The sequence below is a fragment of the Rhizobium sp. SL42 genome (genome assembly GCF_021729845.1).
Lineage (GTDB): Bacteria > Pseudomonadota > Alphaproteobacteria > Rhizobiales > Rhizobiaceae > Allorhizobium.
Genome location: NZ_CP063397.1, coordinates 1,355,021 through 1,368,992, shown reverse-complemented (window position 1 = coordinate 1,368,992; position 13,972 = coordinate 1,355,021). Strand labels below are relative to the sequence as shown.

The window sequence follows — 13,972 nt, the reverse complement described above, 5'->3', positions numbered from 1 at the left end:
CCAAGGCGCCCTTACTGACGGAAGAGAGTCAGGATGCTTTCGGAAGCGGTGTTGGCAATCGACAGCGACTGGATGGCGAGCTGCTGCTGGGTCTGCAGGGCCTTCAGGCGGGTCGATTCCTCGTTCATGTCTGCGTCAACCAGACGACCGATACCGGAGTCGACGGAATCGGTAAGCTTTCCGACGAAATCTTCCTGCAAATCGATACGTGTCGAGATCGAGCCGAGATCGGCAGCTGCACTCGTCATGGCAGCAAGGCCAGCGTCCACCAGCGTCAGGGCTTCCTGCATGTCAGTGGTGGCGAAACCGGTGATATCCAGAGTATAGACGGACATGGTCGAGACGAGACCAGCCGCAGCGTCGATTGTGCCAGCGGTACTCGGGTCAAAGTCGGTCGCGCTCCAGTCGGATGCGACTGTGCCAAGGATACCGGTCGTGTCAACGATAGCACCGTCCGCATCACCACCAAACAGAACAGTCATTTCACCAGCTGTCGTGGCGTCGAGCGTATAGGAGGTTGACGTAACGGCAACATTGTTGCTGCTGTCTCGGACGAAGCCGGAAATAACGGTTACGTCTTCGGGAGCGTTCTCGGTGTCAGCACCACCAGCAACCCAGTTTTGGCCACTGAAAGATGCGCCTTGAGAGATAGACATCAACTGCTGCTGGAGCTGGCTGATTTCTTCCTGAACCTTGTTTTTATCGACGCCCTCTTCGGTTGCCGTTACGATTTTTGCCTTAATTTCCTTGACGACTTCGATGGCACTGTCCATCGCTGCATAAGCAGTGTCGATCTTCGCCGCACCAAGGCCGAGGGCATCCTGCACGGCCGAGAGGGCCATATTGTCTGATCTCATGGTGGTGGCGATCGACCAGTAAGCGGCGTTGTCGGATGCATTGCCGACACGCAGGCCCGACGATACCCGAGCTTGTGTGCCTTCCATTGAGGCATCGATTGAGCGGAGAGTTTGGAGTGCAGTCATAGCTGCATTGTTGGTCAAAATGCTGGTCACTTTCGCGTCCCCTAAAAATGGCTAGTTTCTGGGACATCCCGGCTTGTCCGGGAACGATGGTCTTGCCTAATGCTATTAACCGCTTCTTCGTTTTGGTTAATCCATCGTTACTTGACCTTCATGTAATCCGGACATGGTTAATGCATGGTTAACACGCGCAGAAGATAAATAAAAAAGCCGCCCCGAAGGGCGGCTTTCCAAAATCGATATCTTGCTGTTGACCGAAAGCCTAGGCTTAACGGAAGAGCGACAGGATGACTTCCGAAGAAGAGTTGGCGATCGAGAGCGACTGAACAGCCAGCTGCTGCTGCGTCTGCAGAGCCTTCAGGCGGGTCGATTCTTCGTTCATGTCGGCGTCAACCAGACGGCCGATACCGCTATCCAGCGAGTCCGAGAGCGTGGAAACAAAGTCTTCCTGCAGTTCGATGCGAGTGGAGATCGAACCCAAGTCTGCGCCGGAGCTCGTCATGTTTGCAAGCGCCGCGTCTACCAGGGTCAAAGCTTCCGCCATATCGACGTTGGAGAAGCCGTTAATATCCAGGTTGTAGACTGACATGCCGGCAACAGCGCCCGTGGCACCGTCAACACCTGCGGTAGAGCTGTCGAAGTCTGTTGTCGACCAATCGCCACCGACGGTGCCGAGGATGCCGGTTGCATCGTCAATTGCACCGTTGCCATCGCCGCCGAACAGCATTGTCATGCTACCTGGGGTGTTGGCATCAAGCGTGTAGCTGGTGGTCTTGACGGAAACGTTGTTGTTGGCGTCGCGGACGAAGCCGGAAACGACCGTGACGTCTGCCGGAGTGGTGGCAGTGTCCGTACCGCCAGCGATCCAGTTCTCACCGCTGAACGAAGCGGATTCAGCGATCGACATCAGCTGGCCCTGCAGCTGCGAGATCTCTTCCTGAACCTTGGCCTTGTCGACGCCTTCTTCAGTCGCCGTTACGAGCTTGGCCTTGATTTCCTTCACGACGTCGATGGCGGCTTCCATACCGGCATAAGCGGTATCGACCTTGGAGGCGCCGAGGCCGAGGGCGTCGGAGACAGCCGAGAGGGCCATGTTGTCGGACTTCATGGTCGTTGCGATCGACCAGTAAGCTGCGTTGTCAGATGCTTCGCCGACGCGCTCGCCGGAGGAAACGCGCGACTGTGTTTCTTCCATGCCGCTGCTGATAGAGCGCAGGGTGGAGAGCGCCGACATTGCGGCGACGTTTGTCAAAATGCTCGTCATAGTAGTGTGCCCCTTAATGGCTGAATAGGAAGGGCATTCCGGTATCACCGGTAGGTGCGCACAGCGTCATGCCTGCTAACCGGCTGAATTTGAATGGTTAGCTCGCCCCTTCGATGCGTTCAGATAAACGCATGTTGGTTAACGAAGGCCTAAGGCAATTCGAAGGGAAGGCTGATTGCGATAATAATTTGCAATCTTCGCGTGCACGCGCGCGTAACAAAAAATGCTTAATAAAACGAAAAGGTCGCGTCTGTTTCCAGACGCGACCTCCGTAGCCACTTACCCGGTTCAGCCTCCGAGCAGTCAAGCTTTCCCTTCGCGCGCCTCTGGTCAGCCACCAAGGCATATCGGCGTCGGGACAGTTTGGTCGGCCCTCAAGGGCCGGCCCGTTCTTGCGATTAACGGAAGAGCGACAGGATGTTCTGCGAGTCGCTGTTGGCGATCGACAGAGCCTGGATCGCCAGCTGCTGCTGCGTCTGCAGAGCCTTCAGGCGGGTCGATTCTTCGTTCATGTCGGCGTCAACCAGACGGCCGATACCGGTTTCGACGGCGTCGGACAGCTTGTCGGCAAACTCCGACTGCAGATCGATACGGCTGGACAGCGAGCCGAGCGTCGCGCCGGCGCTGACCATGCTGGTCAGAGCGGTTTCAACGTCCGTGAGCAGGTTGTCGAGCGTGTCGGAGTCGGTGTCGTTGTCGATTTCGAAGCCGACGATGCTCGACGACGAGGCAGTGCCGTTCGCGCCCAGGATGCCGGTTGCTTCGTCGATAACGCCAGCTGCGTCAGCGCTGAACAGCATGTTGGTGTCGTCAAGCGTGATCGTGCTCGACTTGACCGTGACCGTGTTGTCAGCAGCGCGGACGAAGCCGGTGATGACAGTCACGTCGCCACCTTCATTCGCCAGCCAATTCTGGCCGTTGAACGAAGCGGATTCAGCGATCGAGGTCAGCTGCTCCTGAAGCTGCGAGATTTCTTCCTGGATCTTTTCCTTGTCGACACCCTGTTCCTTGGCGGCGACGAGCTTTGCCTTGATTTCCGTTACGACGTCGATTGCTGCGTCCATACCGGCATAGGCAGTATCAACCTTGGCAGCGCCGAGGCCGAGCGCGTCGGAGACAGCGCCGAGAGCCATGTTGTCGGACTTCATCGTGGTCGAGATCGACCAGTAAGCAGCGTTGTCGGAGGCGGATGCAACGCTCTTGCCCGTGGAGATCGCGTTCTGTGTCGCTTCCATGTTGGAAGAGATCGAACGCAGCGTGGAAAGAGCAGACATAGCATTGGTGTTGGTCAGAATGCTGGCCATGTTATTTTGTCCCTTAAAACAAGATACTATTGGGGACATACCGGACTGGAAATTACCGGCTACGACAGTTCGGCATCATGCCATTCGGTAGCGAATTTTTCGTCTACCAGACCCTTCGTGTGAGGACCAAACTGACCGTCAAGTATTGCCAACACCTTAACAAATTAGGGATCGATAAAGCTGGATAAATCCTTGGTAAACAACGCAGCAAGGGAAGTGGTAAACAATTCTCTAAGCGTCAGACGAAGGAGCGCACGAGGCTGCCGACGAGCAGGTTCCAGCCGTCAATCAGGACGAAAAACAGGATCTTGAAAGGCAGCGAAATCGAGGTCGGGGGCAGCATCATCATGCCCATGGCCATGGTGATCGTGGCGACCACCATATCGATGACGAGGAAGGGCAGAACGATCAGAAAGCCGATCTCGAAGCCACGACGGATTTCCGACAGCATGAAAGCCGGAACGAGCACGCGGTAGTCGACCTTGTCGCCTGTAACCGTGGCCTGGCCGCGTTCATTGGCGATATCGACGAACAGCCGCAGATCCTTGTCACGGGTATTGGCCGTCATGAAGGTGCGGAAGGGCTCGGCAATCAGCGCCACCGCCTCGGCCTCATTGATCTGGTTCGCCAACAGCGGCTGGACGCCGGTGCGCCAGGACTGATCCATGGTCGGTGCCATGACATAGAAGGTCATGAACAGCGCCATGCTGGTGAGGATCATGTTGGAGGGGGTTGTCGCAAGCCCCATGCCCGAGCGCAGGATCGAAAAGGCGATCAGGAAGCGCGGGAAGCTGGTGACCATGATCAGGATGCCAGGGGCAACCGACAGGATGGTCAACAGACCAAAGGTACGGATAATCCAGGCCGCCACCGACCCATCGATCGGCGTGTTGAAGATCTCCGTCGGAAACTGCTGCGCATGCGCAATTTCCGGCGCCATCATCATGACAGCGGCAACAAGGAAAAATCGAATCATTCGATCACAAACGTCCTGAACATCACCTTCGATACGCGCCCTTCGGAGCGTAGGTCAACACGCTCCTGGATGTCATCCTTGAGATATTGGAAGCCGCGCGGTCCTTCGACCTGTTGCAACGAGACGGTTCTGAGATAGGCCATGATGTCCTGATGCACGTCTTCGGCAATCTTGACGTCGGGCGCGCCGTTGAACATCAGGGCAAGTTCCAGCCGGATCCAGTTTTCCGACGGGTATGCGAGATTGGTCGTGATCGGCTCCAGCTGAACGATGCCATTGGCTTCGGTGGCAATCTTGGGAAGTCCCTCTTCCTTCTTTGCCTCGCCATGGCCGGCGGCCGGCGCGGCCTCGGCTGCCTTTGCCGCATCTTCCGACTGTTTCACCTGCGGTGCCAGCATGTTGCCGATGACCCAGCCGCCGCCGCCGCCTGCGACGGTCAGCACGACCAGCGGCACGAGCAGTGTCATGAGGCCGGATTTCTTCTTGCCTGTGGGCTCTTCGTTTTGTTCCATCGGACCTTGCCGTTCCTGCTCTGCCTTTTTGTTCCCGCCGTCAGAACGGCGAGAACAGATCGACTACCTGCTGGCCGACGGGCGGCTGCTGCACTTCGGTCAGGCGGCCGCGGCCACCGTAGGAGATGCGTGCCTCGGCGATGCGCTCGTAGGAAATCGTGTTGTCGGCATCGACATCCTGCGGTCGCACGATACCGGCGACGTTGAGAATGCGGATCTCGTGATTGACGCGCACTTCCTGCGAACCGCTGATCAGCAGATTTCCGTTTTCAAGGATACCGGTGACGACGGCTGCAACCAGCAGGGTCAGCTTTTCCGAGCGCTCGGTGGAGCCCTTGCCTTGGGTGCTGGTGTCGGAACCGGAGCTCAGGTCACCGGTGGTCGCCGGGATCTCGTTGCCGAACAGATCAACGGCCGTCGACCAGCTCAGACCGCTCGAATTGGTGCGGCTGCGATCGGTTTCGTTTTCGAACGACGCCTTGTCGTTGATCTGGATGTTTACCGTCAGGATGTCGCCGACGTTGAGGGCGCGGGCATCCTTGAACAGGGCCGACTGGCTGTCGCTCCACAGCGAATAGCCGCTGGCAGTCGCCTGCGGTTGCTTGGGATACAGGGCCATCTGCGGCGTCTGGCTGAAACGCAAGCCGGATCCGATCGGGCTCATCGCAGGTGCGTTGCCGATTTCCTTGACGGTCTGGCTCTGGCAGCCGGCAAGAAACAGAACAGCCAGCAATGCCGGGGAACGCTTGTTCATGATGGATCCTTCGACGTAGTGGAATCACCGGCACTCGACATGATCGCGGCGACCTTGGCGGCCTTGTCCGGCTGCATTTCAGTAAGGATGAGGCTCGACTGGCGCGGCGGCAGCTTCATGATGATCGCAGCAGCAAGGATGACATTCGTCTCCTCGAGCTGCGGTGCTGCCGCATCCGGCGCCATCTTCTTGTAAATCTCGATCAACTGGCCTTCGGCCTGCTTCATGAATTCGTTGCGGCGCGACAGCCAGTCTTCGTATTCGGCCCGGCGGGTTTCGAGAACCGCAATGCGGCTGTCGACATCGGCCTGCAGCTTTTCCAGTTCCTGCTTCTGCAACAGATAGCGCTGGTCGCGCGCGGCATCGGCGATCCCGGTGCAGAACTGCTGGATCTCGGCGTCGCTCGGGTTCACCGGCTGCTGCTGGCCGACGGCGTTGTCGGCAAACACCGGAAGGACGGCGATGGCGCCGACGATCAGGCCGTTGCGCAGGATCGGAGGCAGCGAGAGAAAATGCCTGGACTGTGTCATTGCAGGACAAGCTCCGCTTGTAGGGCGCCGGCGGACTTGATGCCCTGGAGGATGGCGATGATGCCGTCCGGCTTCACGCCGATGCTGTTGAGACCGCTGACGAGTGTTCTCAGGTCAGGACCATCGACGATCACGACCTTGTCGCCGGTCTTCTGCGTGATGATGTCGGTCTGTTCCTGCACCGCGGTCTCGCCGCGTGAAAATGGCTCGGGCTGGATGACCTGTGGCGTCTCCGTGACCTGGACCGTCAGCGTTCCGTAGCTCACGGCAACACGCGAAACACGAACCTCGGCGCCGATGACGATCGTGCCCGTGCGCTCGTTGATCACGACCTTGGCCGGAGAATCGGTCGCGACCACCAGATTTTCGACATCCGCCATCAGGCGGGCAAGATCGGCCGTGCGCGGCTTCTGGACGACCACTTCCTGGCTGTCGCGCGCCTCGGCGATCGGTGCGCCGTAGTTGGCGGCGGCATAGGCGTTGATCGTGTCGGCGATGCGCAAGGAGGTGGTGAAGTCGGGATTGCGCAGCTGCAGCACTAGGTTGACCGAATCCTTGAACTTGGATGGCAACTCACGCTCGATGATCGCACCGCCGGGGACGCGTCCGGAGGTGGTGATGCCTTCCTGCACGGAGGCAGCATCGCCTTGCGCATTGAAGCCGGACACGATGACCGAGCCCTGGGCGACGGCATAGATCTGGCCGTCGGCGCCTGTCAGCGACGTCATGATCAGCGTGCCGCCGCGCAGCGAGGTCGAATCGCCGAGCGAGCTGACATTCGCATCGATGCGGCTACCGGGGCTGGAAAAGGGCGGCAGGTTTGCCGTGACCATGACGGCAGCAACGTTCTTGGCGTTGGACTGGCCACCCTGGGTCGAGATGCCGAGGTTCTGCAGCATGGCGCGCATCGACTGATCGGTAAACGGCGAAGAACGCAGGCTGTCGCCAGTGCCCTGCAAGCCGACGATCAGGCCGTAGCCGATCAGCTGATTGTCGCGTCCCGACTGCAGGGATGCGATATCCTTGATGCGCGAATTGGCGGCAATGGCAGGCTCAAACGGCGTCAGCACCAGAGCCAGCACACACAGGGCAATCCGTGATGATGCAAACAACTTCATTTCGCCATCACCTGTACTGTCCCATCGGCCATGACCGTACCCGTGACGATCGTGCCGGAATCAATGTTGCGCACCTTGATGACCTCGCCGACCGTGGCATCGACCATGGGCGTGCCGGCGGCGCTGATCACCATGTTGCCAATGGCGAAAGTCAGACGAACGCTGGCACCGCGCTTGATGGCGAAGGCTTCGCGCAGGCCGCTGGTCGGAATGGTGCGGCCCGGCAGAAGCGTGCGCTTCGATACCATGCCGACAACTTCCGCCTTGGTGCGTGCATAACCGCCGGTCAGGTTGGGGTTGGTCACCTCGACCTCGTTGACCTGCGCGGCCGAGATGGTCTCGCCGGGATAGATGATCTGGGTGGGGACGACAGCGGTTCCCTGCGCAAGCGCCGCGCCGATGCCGATGCCCATGACGGATGCTGTGGCAAGCGCCACAGCCCGAACTGCATTCCCGATTTTCCGGCGAAACTTCATGTTTGCCTCCAGTTGCCTTACTTCAGGTTCTTGCTGACGATCTGAGCCATCTCGTCGGCGGTCTGGATGACCTTGGAATTCATCTCGTAGGCACGCTGTGCCGAGATCATGTCCGTGATTTCCTTGACGGAATCGACGTTGGACGATTCGAGGTAACCCTGCTTGATATAGCCAAAGCCCGGATCTTCCGGCACGCCGACGATCGCTTCGCCGGAGGCTGCCGTCTCGGCCACCAGGTTGTCGCCGAGCGGCTTCAGGCCGGCTTCGTTGACAAAGTTCGCGATCGTCAGCTGACCGAGATCGGTATAGTCGGAATCGTTGCCGATGCGTGCCTGGACCTGGCCGGTGCGGCTGATGACAACTTCGCTGGCATCCTGCGGAATGGTGATCTGCGGGGTGACGAGATAACCGTCGATGGTGACCAGCTGACCCTCGGCGTTCATGTTGAATGCGCCCGAGCGGCTGTAGAGGGTTGTGCCATCCGGCGATTCGACCTGGAACCAGCCGCGACCGACCAGCGACATGTCGAGTTCGTTGCCGGTCTGGGTCAGTTCGCCCTGCGTATGAATGTTGCGGACGGCAGCCGTCTGCACGCCGAGACCGATATTGGCGCCTTCCGGCACGATCGCCTGGTTGGCGCGGTTCGGCACGCCCTGGGCGCGTTCGGTCTGGTACAGCAGGTCGGTAAATTCAGCACGCGCCCGCTTGAAGCCGGTGGTGTTGATGTTGGCGATGTTGTTGGCGATGACTTCCAGATTCGTCTGCTGGGCGTCCATACCTGTCGCTGCGATGGCAAGAGCTCTCATGTGTCCGTTCCCTGCTTACTAAATCTGCATCTTCGTGATTTCGAGATAGGCGCTGACGATCTTGTCGCGGAAGGCGATCGCGGTCTGCAGCGATTGCTCAGCCGACATCACTGCGTCGACAACCTCGCGGGTGTTCGCCTTGCCGGTCATGCCATCGAACGAGGTCTGCTCGGCCTGCTTCAGGTTGCCGACGGCTTCGGTGGCCATGCTGTTGAGGGTCGAAAGAAATGTCTCGCCGGTCGACATGCCGGGCGTGAGGCCGGCTGTCGCAACACCCTGGGTCGACATGTCAAAGGTGGAGAGTTCGGTGGTCAGCGAATCCAGACCCATCGACTTGGAAAATGCGCTTACGCCGGAAATGGAATCAATCATTGCGAAGCCTTCAGCAGTGAGATGGTCTGGGAAATCATGTCGCGCGTCTGCTTGATGGTCTGCAGATTGGCTTCATAGGTTCGGTTGGTCTCGCGCATGTCACCCATTTCGATGAGCACGTTGACGTTCGGCATCTTGACGACGCCGCGTTCATCGGCGGCCGGGTTGCCCGGATCGTATTCCTCGATGAAATCGGACTTGTCGAAGCCAAGCTTCTCGACCTCGATCACCTGCGCGCCGGACACCTTGTCGAGCTCGCTGCCGAAGGTGATGGTCTTGCGGCGGTAAGGATCGGCGCCGGGAGTGTCGCCGGTCGAACGCGCGTTGGCGATGTTTTCCGAAACGATGCGCATGCGGGTGGACTGGGCTTCCAGACCACTGCCGGCAATTTTCAGGGCTGCACTTAAAGGATCGGTCATCAGCGTTTCACCGTCATCAACATCATGCGATGGAAGGAACTCATCAGCGAGGTGTTCAGCTCATGCTGACGCTTGATCTCGCCGGTCTTGGACAATTCTTCAGAGATCGCGACGGAGTTGCCCGATTCCTGGATGCCAATCTCGTCGTTGAGCTCGGACTCCTCGATGTCGATATTGTCGGCGCTGATATCGTTCGACGCCATATGACCGGGCTGGGTCACGGCCATGTGCTGTACCATCGCCGTATTGTCCAGCACTGCGCTGAACGGGGTGATGTCCTTAGCCAGATATTTGGGCGTGCTGGCGTTGGCGATATTGCCTGCCACAACCTGCTGACGCACCGAAAGCCATTCGGCCTGTCGGGAAGCCAGCTCGAACAACTGGATTGGGTTCATGGGCGTTACTCCGTCTTTTTACCACTCGGAGCCTAGGCCAGTAATCTTGCGTGGGACTTGCCCCACCCACACAAGTTTAGTTGTTCTGATATATATCGCCCTTGGAGGTCACGATGACCCATTTGCCGTCGCGTTGCTCCAGCGTCGCGACGCGGCTGTTGTCGGGCAGAATCGAACCAACACGCACCATGAACATGGTGCCGCCGTCCTCGATCAGCGCACGGCCGTTGGCGACATGCAGCAGGCGGAAACCGCTCTGGCCCGGAAACGGCTGGGCGGCACGCACATCCAGCCCCTGCGGACGCTCCTTGCCAAGCGTCGGCACGGTTGCCGTGACGATCTGATCTACAGCCGGGGGATTGCTGCCTTCGCCGGCGTTCTCGTCATCATTGTCGACCAGCGCCAGCGGCGAGACACTGAACACGTTACGGCCAGGCCCTTCCGGCAGGTCACGCGTGCTTTGCCAGTCGGCAACGCGAACACCGAACTTTTCCTCGTTGAAAAAGACATACCAGGGGAAGAAGGCAGCCGCGCAGGCCAGCGCCACGCCGGTCGCCGCCAGTACCCGGTCAACAGACGAGACACGTCGGCGAATGGGCGCCGGCCTGATCGGTGCAACGGGTTCATCGGCGTCAAAATCGGTCATGGTCATCCCCTCTGCCTCGCTCCGCCCTGCGCCCCTCCGGCTGCCGCTTTCAATGCACCGGCGAGATCCGCATAGGCATCGTTGGAGGGCTTGTCGCTCGGCAACTGTTTCAGCACTTCATAGATCACCGGCACCTGCTTGATCGCCATGTCGAGATCGGGATCGCTGCCGTTGCGGTAGCCGCCGATCAGGCGCAAGTCGCGCGTTTCCTCAAAACGATGGATCAACGCCTTCAGGCGCGAGACCAGCTTCTCCTGCTCGCCTGTCCAGGCCTTGCGCGCCAGACGGGAAATGGAGGTAAGCGGGTTGATCGGTGGATACCGGCCTTCGTCGGCAAGACTGCGATCGAGCACGATATGGCCGTCTAGAATACCGCGGACCGAGTCGGCGATCGGGTCATTGTGGTTGTCGCCATCGACCAGGATCGAGATGATGGCCGTGATCGTCCCCGCTCCTTCAGCCCCTGGACCCGCGCGTTCCAACAGGCGCGGAAGTTCGGTGAATACCGAGGTCGGGTAGCCGCGGGCGATCGGAGGTTCGCCGGCGGCCGTCGCCACTTCGCGGATCGCGTGGGCAAAGCGGGTAATGCTGTCGGCGATGAACAGGACATTTTCGCCCTTGTCGCGAAAATGCTCGGCAATCGTCATGGCCGTCAGCGGCGCCATCTTGCGCAGCATCGGGCTTTCGTCACTGGTCGCGACAACGGCGATCGACTTGGCCATGTTGTCGCCGAGCGTATCCTCGATGAATTCACGCACTTCGCGGCCACGTTCGCCGACCAGCGCGATTACCACCTTGTCGAAGGCATCGGCACGCGCAAGCATCGAAAGGAGCGTGGACTTGCCGACGCCGGAGCCGGCAAAAATGCCGAGACGCTGGCCAAGGCAGAGCGGCGAAAAGATATCGATCGCCTTGACGCCGGTGCGAAAGCCCTGATCGACGCGCCTGCGCGTCATGGAGGGCGGCGCCGTGGTGGCGATCGGGCGTCGCTCCTGGCCGGATGCCATGCCCGGTCCATTGTCGATCGGTTCGCCCAGCGCGTTGATGGTGCGCCCGCACCAGCTGTCGTCCGGCGCAATGCGGAAGGCACCCTTGCGGATGACCACGTCATGGATGCCGATCGGCTCGCCCGGCTCGATCGGGCAGACATAGGCGATATCCGGCTCGACGCGCACGACTTCACCCAGATGCACGCCGGTCGCCGACCGATGCGCGACGAATTCGCCCAGCCGGACATGGCGAGACAGGCCGGTCACCGTGTAGTGACCCGCCGCAATCGTCCGGACATGGCCGCCATGCGTTACCGAATATTCGGGCTTGGCATAACGGGTCGCCAGCGCCGACAGCTGGCTGAGCTTCGGGGAGAAGACGAAGGGGGCGTTCTCAGGCTGGGCCATTCTATTCCAATCTCAGGATCAGGCGCTGCCGCCGAGAATCTTGATTGCTTCGCTCATCGAGCTCTCGCTGCCGCTGATCAGCGCGCTGACGCTCTCAAAGGCGCGGTTGACCTGGATAAGCTGGGTCATCTCGCCGATGCCGTTGACGTTGGAATTCTCGACATAGCCCTGCATGATCGAGACTTCCGGATTGTCGACGACCGCCTGGGGCGCATCGACGGTGGTCACGCCGCTGTTTTCATAGCGCAGGAAGCCGTTGCGCACGTCGGCGGTAAAGACGCCGAGCTTCGCCACCTGGCGTCCGTCCTGCATGATTGCGCCATCCGCGCCCACTTCCGGCGGTCCGCCGGCACGGTTGAGCTGGATCGGCGCGCCGCCGGCGTCCAGCACCGAGTAACCCTTGGTCGAAACCAGCTCGCCGGTGTCCTTCATGGTGAAGCGGCCGTCGCGCGTCAGCACCTGGCCGATCGGCGTGTCGATGGCAAACCAGGCATCCCCCTTGATGGCAAAGTCGAGCACATTGCCGGTCTGCGCCAGTTCGCCGGTCTTGGTCGACAGATAGTCGTTGCCCTGGGACACGAAAGCGATCTTGGCGTTCAGGTCATTGCCGGTCTTGCTCAACACCTCGTCGAACTTCACCTCGGTCGAGCGGAAGCCGACCGTGTTCACATTGGCCATGTTGTCGGCGATCGTGGTCAGACGGCGCTCAAGCGCGATCTGCGAGGATAGCGAGACATAGATTCCGGATTGCATGTCATTTGCCTCCGAGCATCAGAGATGAAAGAACGCCATGGGTCCAACCTGACACGGGTCGAACCGGACACGAAAAGGGGTAGGCAAACTCCGGGCGCGGTCAGGATTGTCGTTCACCGCCAGGAACTTGCCTGATCGATGGGGCGCTTTGTGCCGCTGTCGACGGAGAGGCTGGTTGGTCATATACAAGGACAATCTCGACTGCGCGGACCACGGGATGCTTGCGTCCGTCAGCGCTCTTCTTGCGGCAAATGGCTTGCGCGAAGCTGTCTGGTGAACGGCCCCTGCAAAAATGGTTGCGCAAGGCATGCAATGCCGGTTTTGATTCAGCCTCACGCAAGGCACGGGCCGTATCGCTGAACCTGAAAAATAACGTTCAGGTGCGGGCAAAATGAATATCATCATCGGATTTGTAATTACGATTGGCTGCGTGCTCGGCGGGTTCATGGCCATGGGCGGTCACCTGGACGTTCTGGTGCAGCCGTTCGAATTGATGATCATCGGTGGCGCCGGCGTTGGCGGCTTCATCATGGCCAATCCCATGAAAGTGGTGAAGGATTCGGGCAAGGCGATCGGCGAGGCGTTCAAGCATGCCGTGCCGAAGGAGCGCGCCTATCTCGACGTGCTGGGCGTGCTTTATTCGCTGATGCGCGACCTGCGCACCAAGTCGCGCAACGAGATCGAAGCCCATATCGACAATCCCGAGGAATCCAGCATCTTCACGGCAGCGCCCAACCTGCTGAAGAACAAGGAACTCACTTCCTTCATCTGCGACTATGTCCGCCTGATCATCATCGGCAACGCCCGTAGCCATGAAATCGAGGCGTTGATGGACGAAGAAATCAACACCATCCTCTACGACAAGATGAAGCCCTATCACGCGATCACGGCCATGGGCGACAGCTTCCCGGCCATCGGTATCGTTGCCGCGGTTCTCGGGGTTATCAAGGCGATGAGCAAGATCAACGAATCGCCGGAAGTTCTCGGCGGCCTGATCGGCGCCGCACTTGTCGGCACCATGCTCGGCATCTTCCTGTCCTACTGCCTGTGCAACCCGATCATCTCGCAGATCAAGATGGTTCGCACCAAGCAGCACCGCCTGTACATCATCGTCAAGCAGACCCTGCTTGCCTACATGAATGGCTCGGTTCCGCAGGTGGCACTCGAATATGGCCGCAAGACAATCTCGTCCTACGAGCGTCCGTCGATCGACGCGGTCGAGCAGGAAATGATGAACCCCGGCGGCGGCGGTGAAAGCAAGGCGGCGTGA

General features: G+C 59.6%; 17 protein-coding genes. 1 reads left to right on the top strand and 16 read right to left on the bottom strand.

Annotation, left to right across the window (positions count from 1 at the left end):
• Window positions 1-11: 11 nt before the first annotated feature.
• The 16 genes from IM739_RS06310 to flgF form a co-directional block, all read right to left on the bottom strand.
• Entirely contained in the window at window positions 12-1,013 is a 1,002-nt protein-coding gene (locus IM739_RS06310) for a flagellin N-terminal helical domain-containing protein (RefSeq protein WP_237370338.1), read from the bottom strand.
• A gap of 235 nt (window positions 1,014-1,248) precedes the next feature.
• A complete protein-coding gene (locus IM739_RS06305; protein ID WP_237370337.1) occupies window positions 1,249-2,244 on the bottom strand; it encodes a flagellin N-terminal helical domain-containing protein in 996 nt (331 codons plus the stop codon).
• Between the two features lie 398 nt (window positions 2,245-2,642).
• The gene (locus IM739_RS06300; RefSeq protein ID WP_237370336.1) at window positions 2,643-3,548 is read right to left on the bottom strand and encodes a flagellin N-terminal helical domain-containing protein; all 906 of its coding nucleotides are present in this window, start codon (window positions 3,546-3,548) and stop codon (window positions 2,643-2,645) included.
• Between the two features lie 238 nt (window positions 3,549-3,786).
• The gene (gene fliP / locus IM739_RS06295; protein ID WP_007597113.1) at window positions 3,787-4,524 is read right to left on the bottom strand and encodes a flagellar type III secretion system pore protein FliP; all 738 of its coding nucleotides are present in this window, start codon (window positions 4,522-4,524) and stop codon (window positions 3,787-3,789) included.
• Window positions 4,521-5,036 (bottom strand): flagellar basal body-associated FliL family protein, encoded by a 516-nt coding sequence (locus IM739_RS06290; RefSeq protein ID WP_237370335.1) that lies wholly within the window; start codon window positions 5,034-5,036, stop codon window positions 4,521-4,523. Before IM739_RS06290 ends, fliP begins: the two co-directional genes overlap by 4 nt.
• 40 nt (window positions 5,037-5,076) lie before the next feature.
• Window positions 5,077-5,790, bottom strand: a complete 714-nt coding sequence (gene flgH, locus IM739_RS06285) for a flagellar basal body L-ring protein FlgH (protein ID WP_237370334.1) — start codon at window positions 5,788-5,790, stop codon at window positions 5,077-5,079.
• The gene (locus IM739_RS06280) at window positions 5,787-6,320 is read right to left on the bottom strand and encodes a MotE family protein (protein ID WP_237370333.1); all 534 of its coding nucleotides are present in this window, start codon (window positions 6,318-6,320) and stop codon (window positions 5,787-5,789) included. Before IM739_RS06280 ends, flgH begins: the two co-directional genes overlap by 4 nt.
• Complete coding sequence (locus tag IM739_RS06275; protein ID WP_237370332.1) at window positions 6,317-7,438, bottom strand: flagellar basal body P-ring protein FlgI; 1,122 nt, start codon at window positions 7,436-7,438, stop codon at window positions 6,317-6,319. Before IM739_RS06275 ends, IM739_RS06280 begins: the two co-directional genes overlap by 4 nt.
• A complete protein-coding gene (gene flgA, locus IM739_RS06270; RefSeq protein WP_442981098.1) occupies window positions 7,435-7,914 on the bottom strand; it encodes a flagellar basal body P-ring formation chaperone FlgA in 480 nt (159 codons plus the stop codon). Before flgA ends, IM739_RS06275 begins: the two co-directional genes overlap by 4 nt.
• 17 nt (window positions 7,915-7,931) lie before the next feature.
• Window positions 7,932-8,720 (bottom strand): flagellar basal-body rod protein FlgG, encoded by a 789-nt coding sequence (gene flgG, locus IM739_RS06265; protein WP_007597103.1) that lies wholly within the window; start codon window positions 8,718-8,720, stop codon window positions 7,932-7,934.
• 18 nt (window positions 8,721-8,738) lie between these two features.
• Window positions 8,739-9,092, bottom strand: a complete 354-nt coding sequence (locus IM739_RS06260) for a flagellar hook-basal body complex protein FliE (RefSeq protein WP_237370331.1) — start codon at window positions 9,090-9,092, stop codon at window positions 8,739-8,741.
• Window positions 9,089-9,511, bottom strand: a complete 423-nt coding sequence (gene flgC / locus IM739_RS06255; RefSeq protein WP_007597101.1) for a flagellar basal body rod protein FlgC — start codon at window positions 9,509-9,511, stop codon at window positions 9,089-9,091. The genes IM739_RS06260 and flgC overlap by 4 nt, the downstream gene beginning before the upstream one ends.
• A complete protein-coding gene (flgB, locus tag IM739_RS06250) occupies window positions 9,511-9,906 on the bottom strand; it encodes a flagellar basal body rod protein FlgB (protein ID WP_007597100.1) in 396 nt (131 codons plus the stop codon). The genes flgC and flgB overlap by 1 nt, the downstream gene beginning before the upstream one ends.
• Before the next feature lie 76 nt (window positions 9,907-9,982).
• Entirely contained in the window at window positions 9,983-10,552 is a 570-nt protein-coding gene (locus tag IM739_RS06245) for a flagellar protein (RefSeq protein WP_237370330.1), read from the bottom strand.
• A 2-nt stretch (window positions 10,553-10,554) separates the two neighbouring features.
• Window positions 10,555-11,949, bottom strand: a complete 1,395-nt coding sequence (gene fliI / locus IM739_RS06240; protein WP_237370329.1) for a flagellar protein export ATPase FliI — start codon at window positions 11,947-11,949, stop codon at window positions 10,555-10,557.
• 18 nt (window positions 11,950-11,967) lie between these two features.
• Window positions 11,968-12,702: a flagellar basal-body rod protein FlgF gene (gene flgF, locus IM739_RS06235; RefSeq protein ID WP_237370328.1), complete on the bottom strand. Its 735-nt coding sequence runs from the start codon at window positions 12,700-12,702 to the stop codon at window positions 11,968-11,970.
• Window positions 12,703-13,093: 391 nt separating this feature from the next.
• Here flgF and motA point away from each other — a divergent pair, with 391 nt between their 5' ends.
• Window positions 13,094-13,972, top strand: a complete 879-nt coding sequence (gene motA, locus IM739_RS06230) for a flagellar motor stator protein MotA (protein ID WP_007604216.1) — start codon at window positions 13,094-13,096, stop codon at window positions 13,970-13,972.

What these genes read in the sequence shown, in the direction of transcription:
- IM739_RS06305 (WP_237370337.1), bottom strand. Translation starts at nt 2,244, where the DNA reads ATGACGAGCATTTTGACAAACGTCGCCGCAATGTCGGCGCTCTCCACC.
- flgH (WP_237370334.1), bottom strand. Translation starts at nt 5,790, where the DNA reads ATGAACAAGCGTTCCCCGGCATTGCTGGCTGTTCTGTTTCTTGCCGGC.
- IM739_RS06280 (WP_237370333.1), bottom strand. Translation starts at nt 6,320, where the DNA reads ATGACACAGTCCAGGCATTTTCTCTCGCTGCCTCCGATCCTGCGCAAC.
- IM739_RS06260 (WP_237370331.1), bottom strand. Translation starts at nt 9,092, where the DNA reads ATGATTGATTCCATTTCCGGCGTAAGCGCATTTTCCAAGTCGATGGGT.
- IM739_RS06275 (WP_237370332.1), bottom strand. Translation starts at nt 7,438, where the DNA reads ATGAAGTTGTTTGCATCATCACGGATTGCCCTGTGTGTGCTGGCTCTG.
- flgC (WP_007597101.1), bottom strand. Translation starts at nt 9,511, where the DNA reads ATGACCGATCCTTTAAGTGCAGCCCTGAAAATTGCCGGCAGTGGTCTG.
- IM739_RS06290 (WP_237370335.1), bottom strand. Translation starts at nt 5,036, where the DNA reads ATGGAACAAAACGAAGAGCCCACAGGCAAGAAGAAATCCGGCCTCATG.
- flgF (WP_237370328.1), bottom strand. Translation starts at nt 12,702, where the DNA reads ATGCAATCCGGAATCTATGTCTCGCTATCCTCGCAGATCGCGCTTGAG.
- fliP (WP_007597113.1), bottom strand. Translation starts at nt 4,524, where the DNA reads ATGATTCGATTTTTCCTTGTTGCCGCTGTCATGATGATGGCGCCGGAA.
- IM739_RS06300 (WP_237370336.1), bottom strand. Translation starts at nt 3,548, where the DNA reads ATGGCCAGCATTCTGACCAACACCAATGCTATGTCTGCTCTTTCCACG.
- flgG (WP_007597103.1), bottom strand. Translation starts at nt 8,720, where the DNA reads ATGAGAGCTCTTGCCATCGCAGCGACAGGTATGGACGCCCAGCAGACG.
- flgA (WP_442981098.1), bottom strand. Translation starts at nt 7,914, where the DNA reads ATGAAGTTTCGCCGGAAAATCGGGAATGCAGTTCGGGCTGTGGCGCTT.
- fliI (WP_237370329.1), bottom strand. Translation starts at nt 11,949, where the DNA reads ATGGCCCAGCCTGAGAACGCCCCCTTCGTCTTCTCCCCGAAGCTCAGC.
- flgB (WP_007597100.1), bottom strand. Translation starts at nt 9,906, where the DNA reads ATGAACCCAATCCAGTTGTTCGAGCTGGCTTCCCGACAGGCCGAATGG.
- motA (WP_007604216.1), top strand. Translation starts at nt 13,094, where the DNA reads ATGAATATCATCATCGGATTTGTAATTACGATTGGCTGCGTGCTCGGC.
- IM739_RS06245 (WP_237370330.1), bottom strand. Translation starts at nt 10,552, where the DNA reads ATGACCGATTTTGACGCCGATGAACCCGTTGCACCGATCAGGCCGGCG.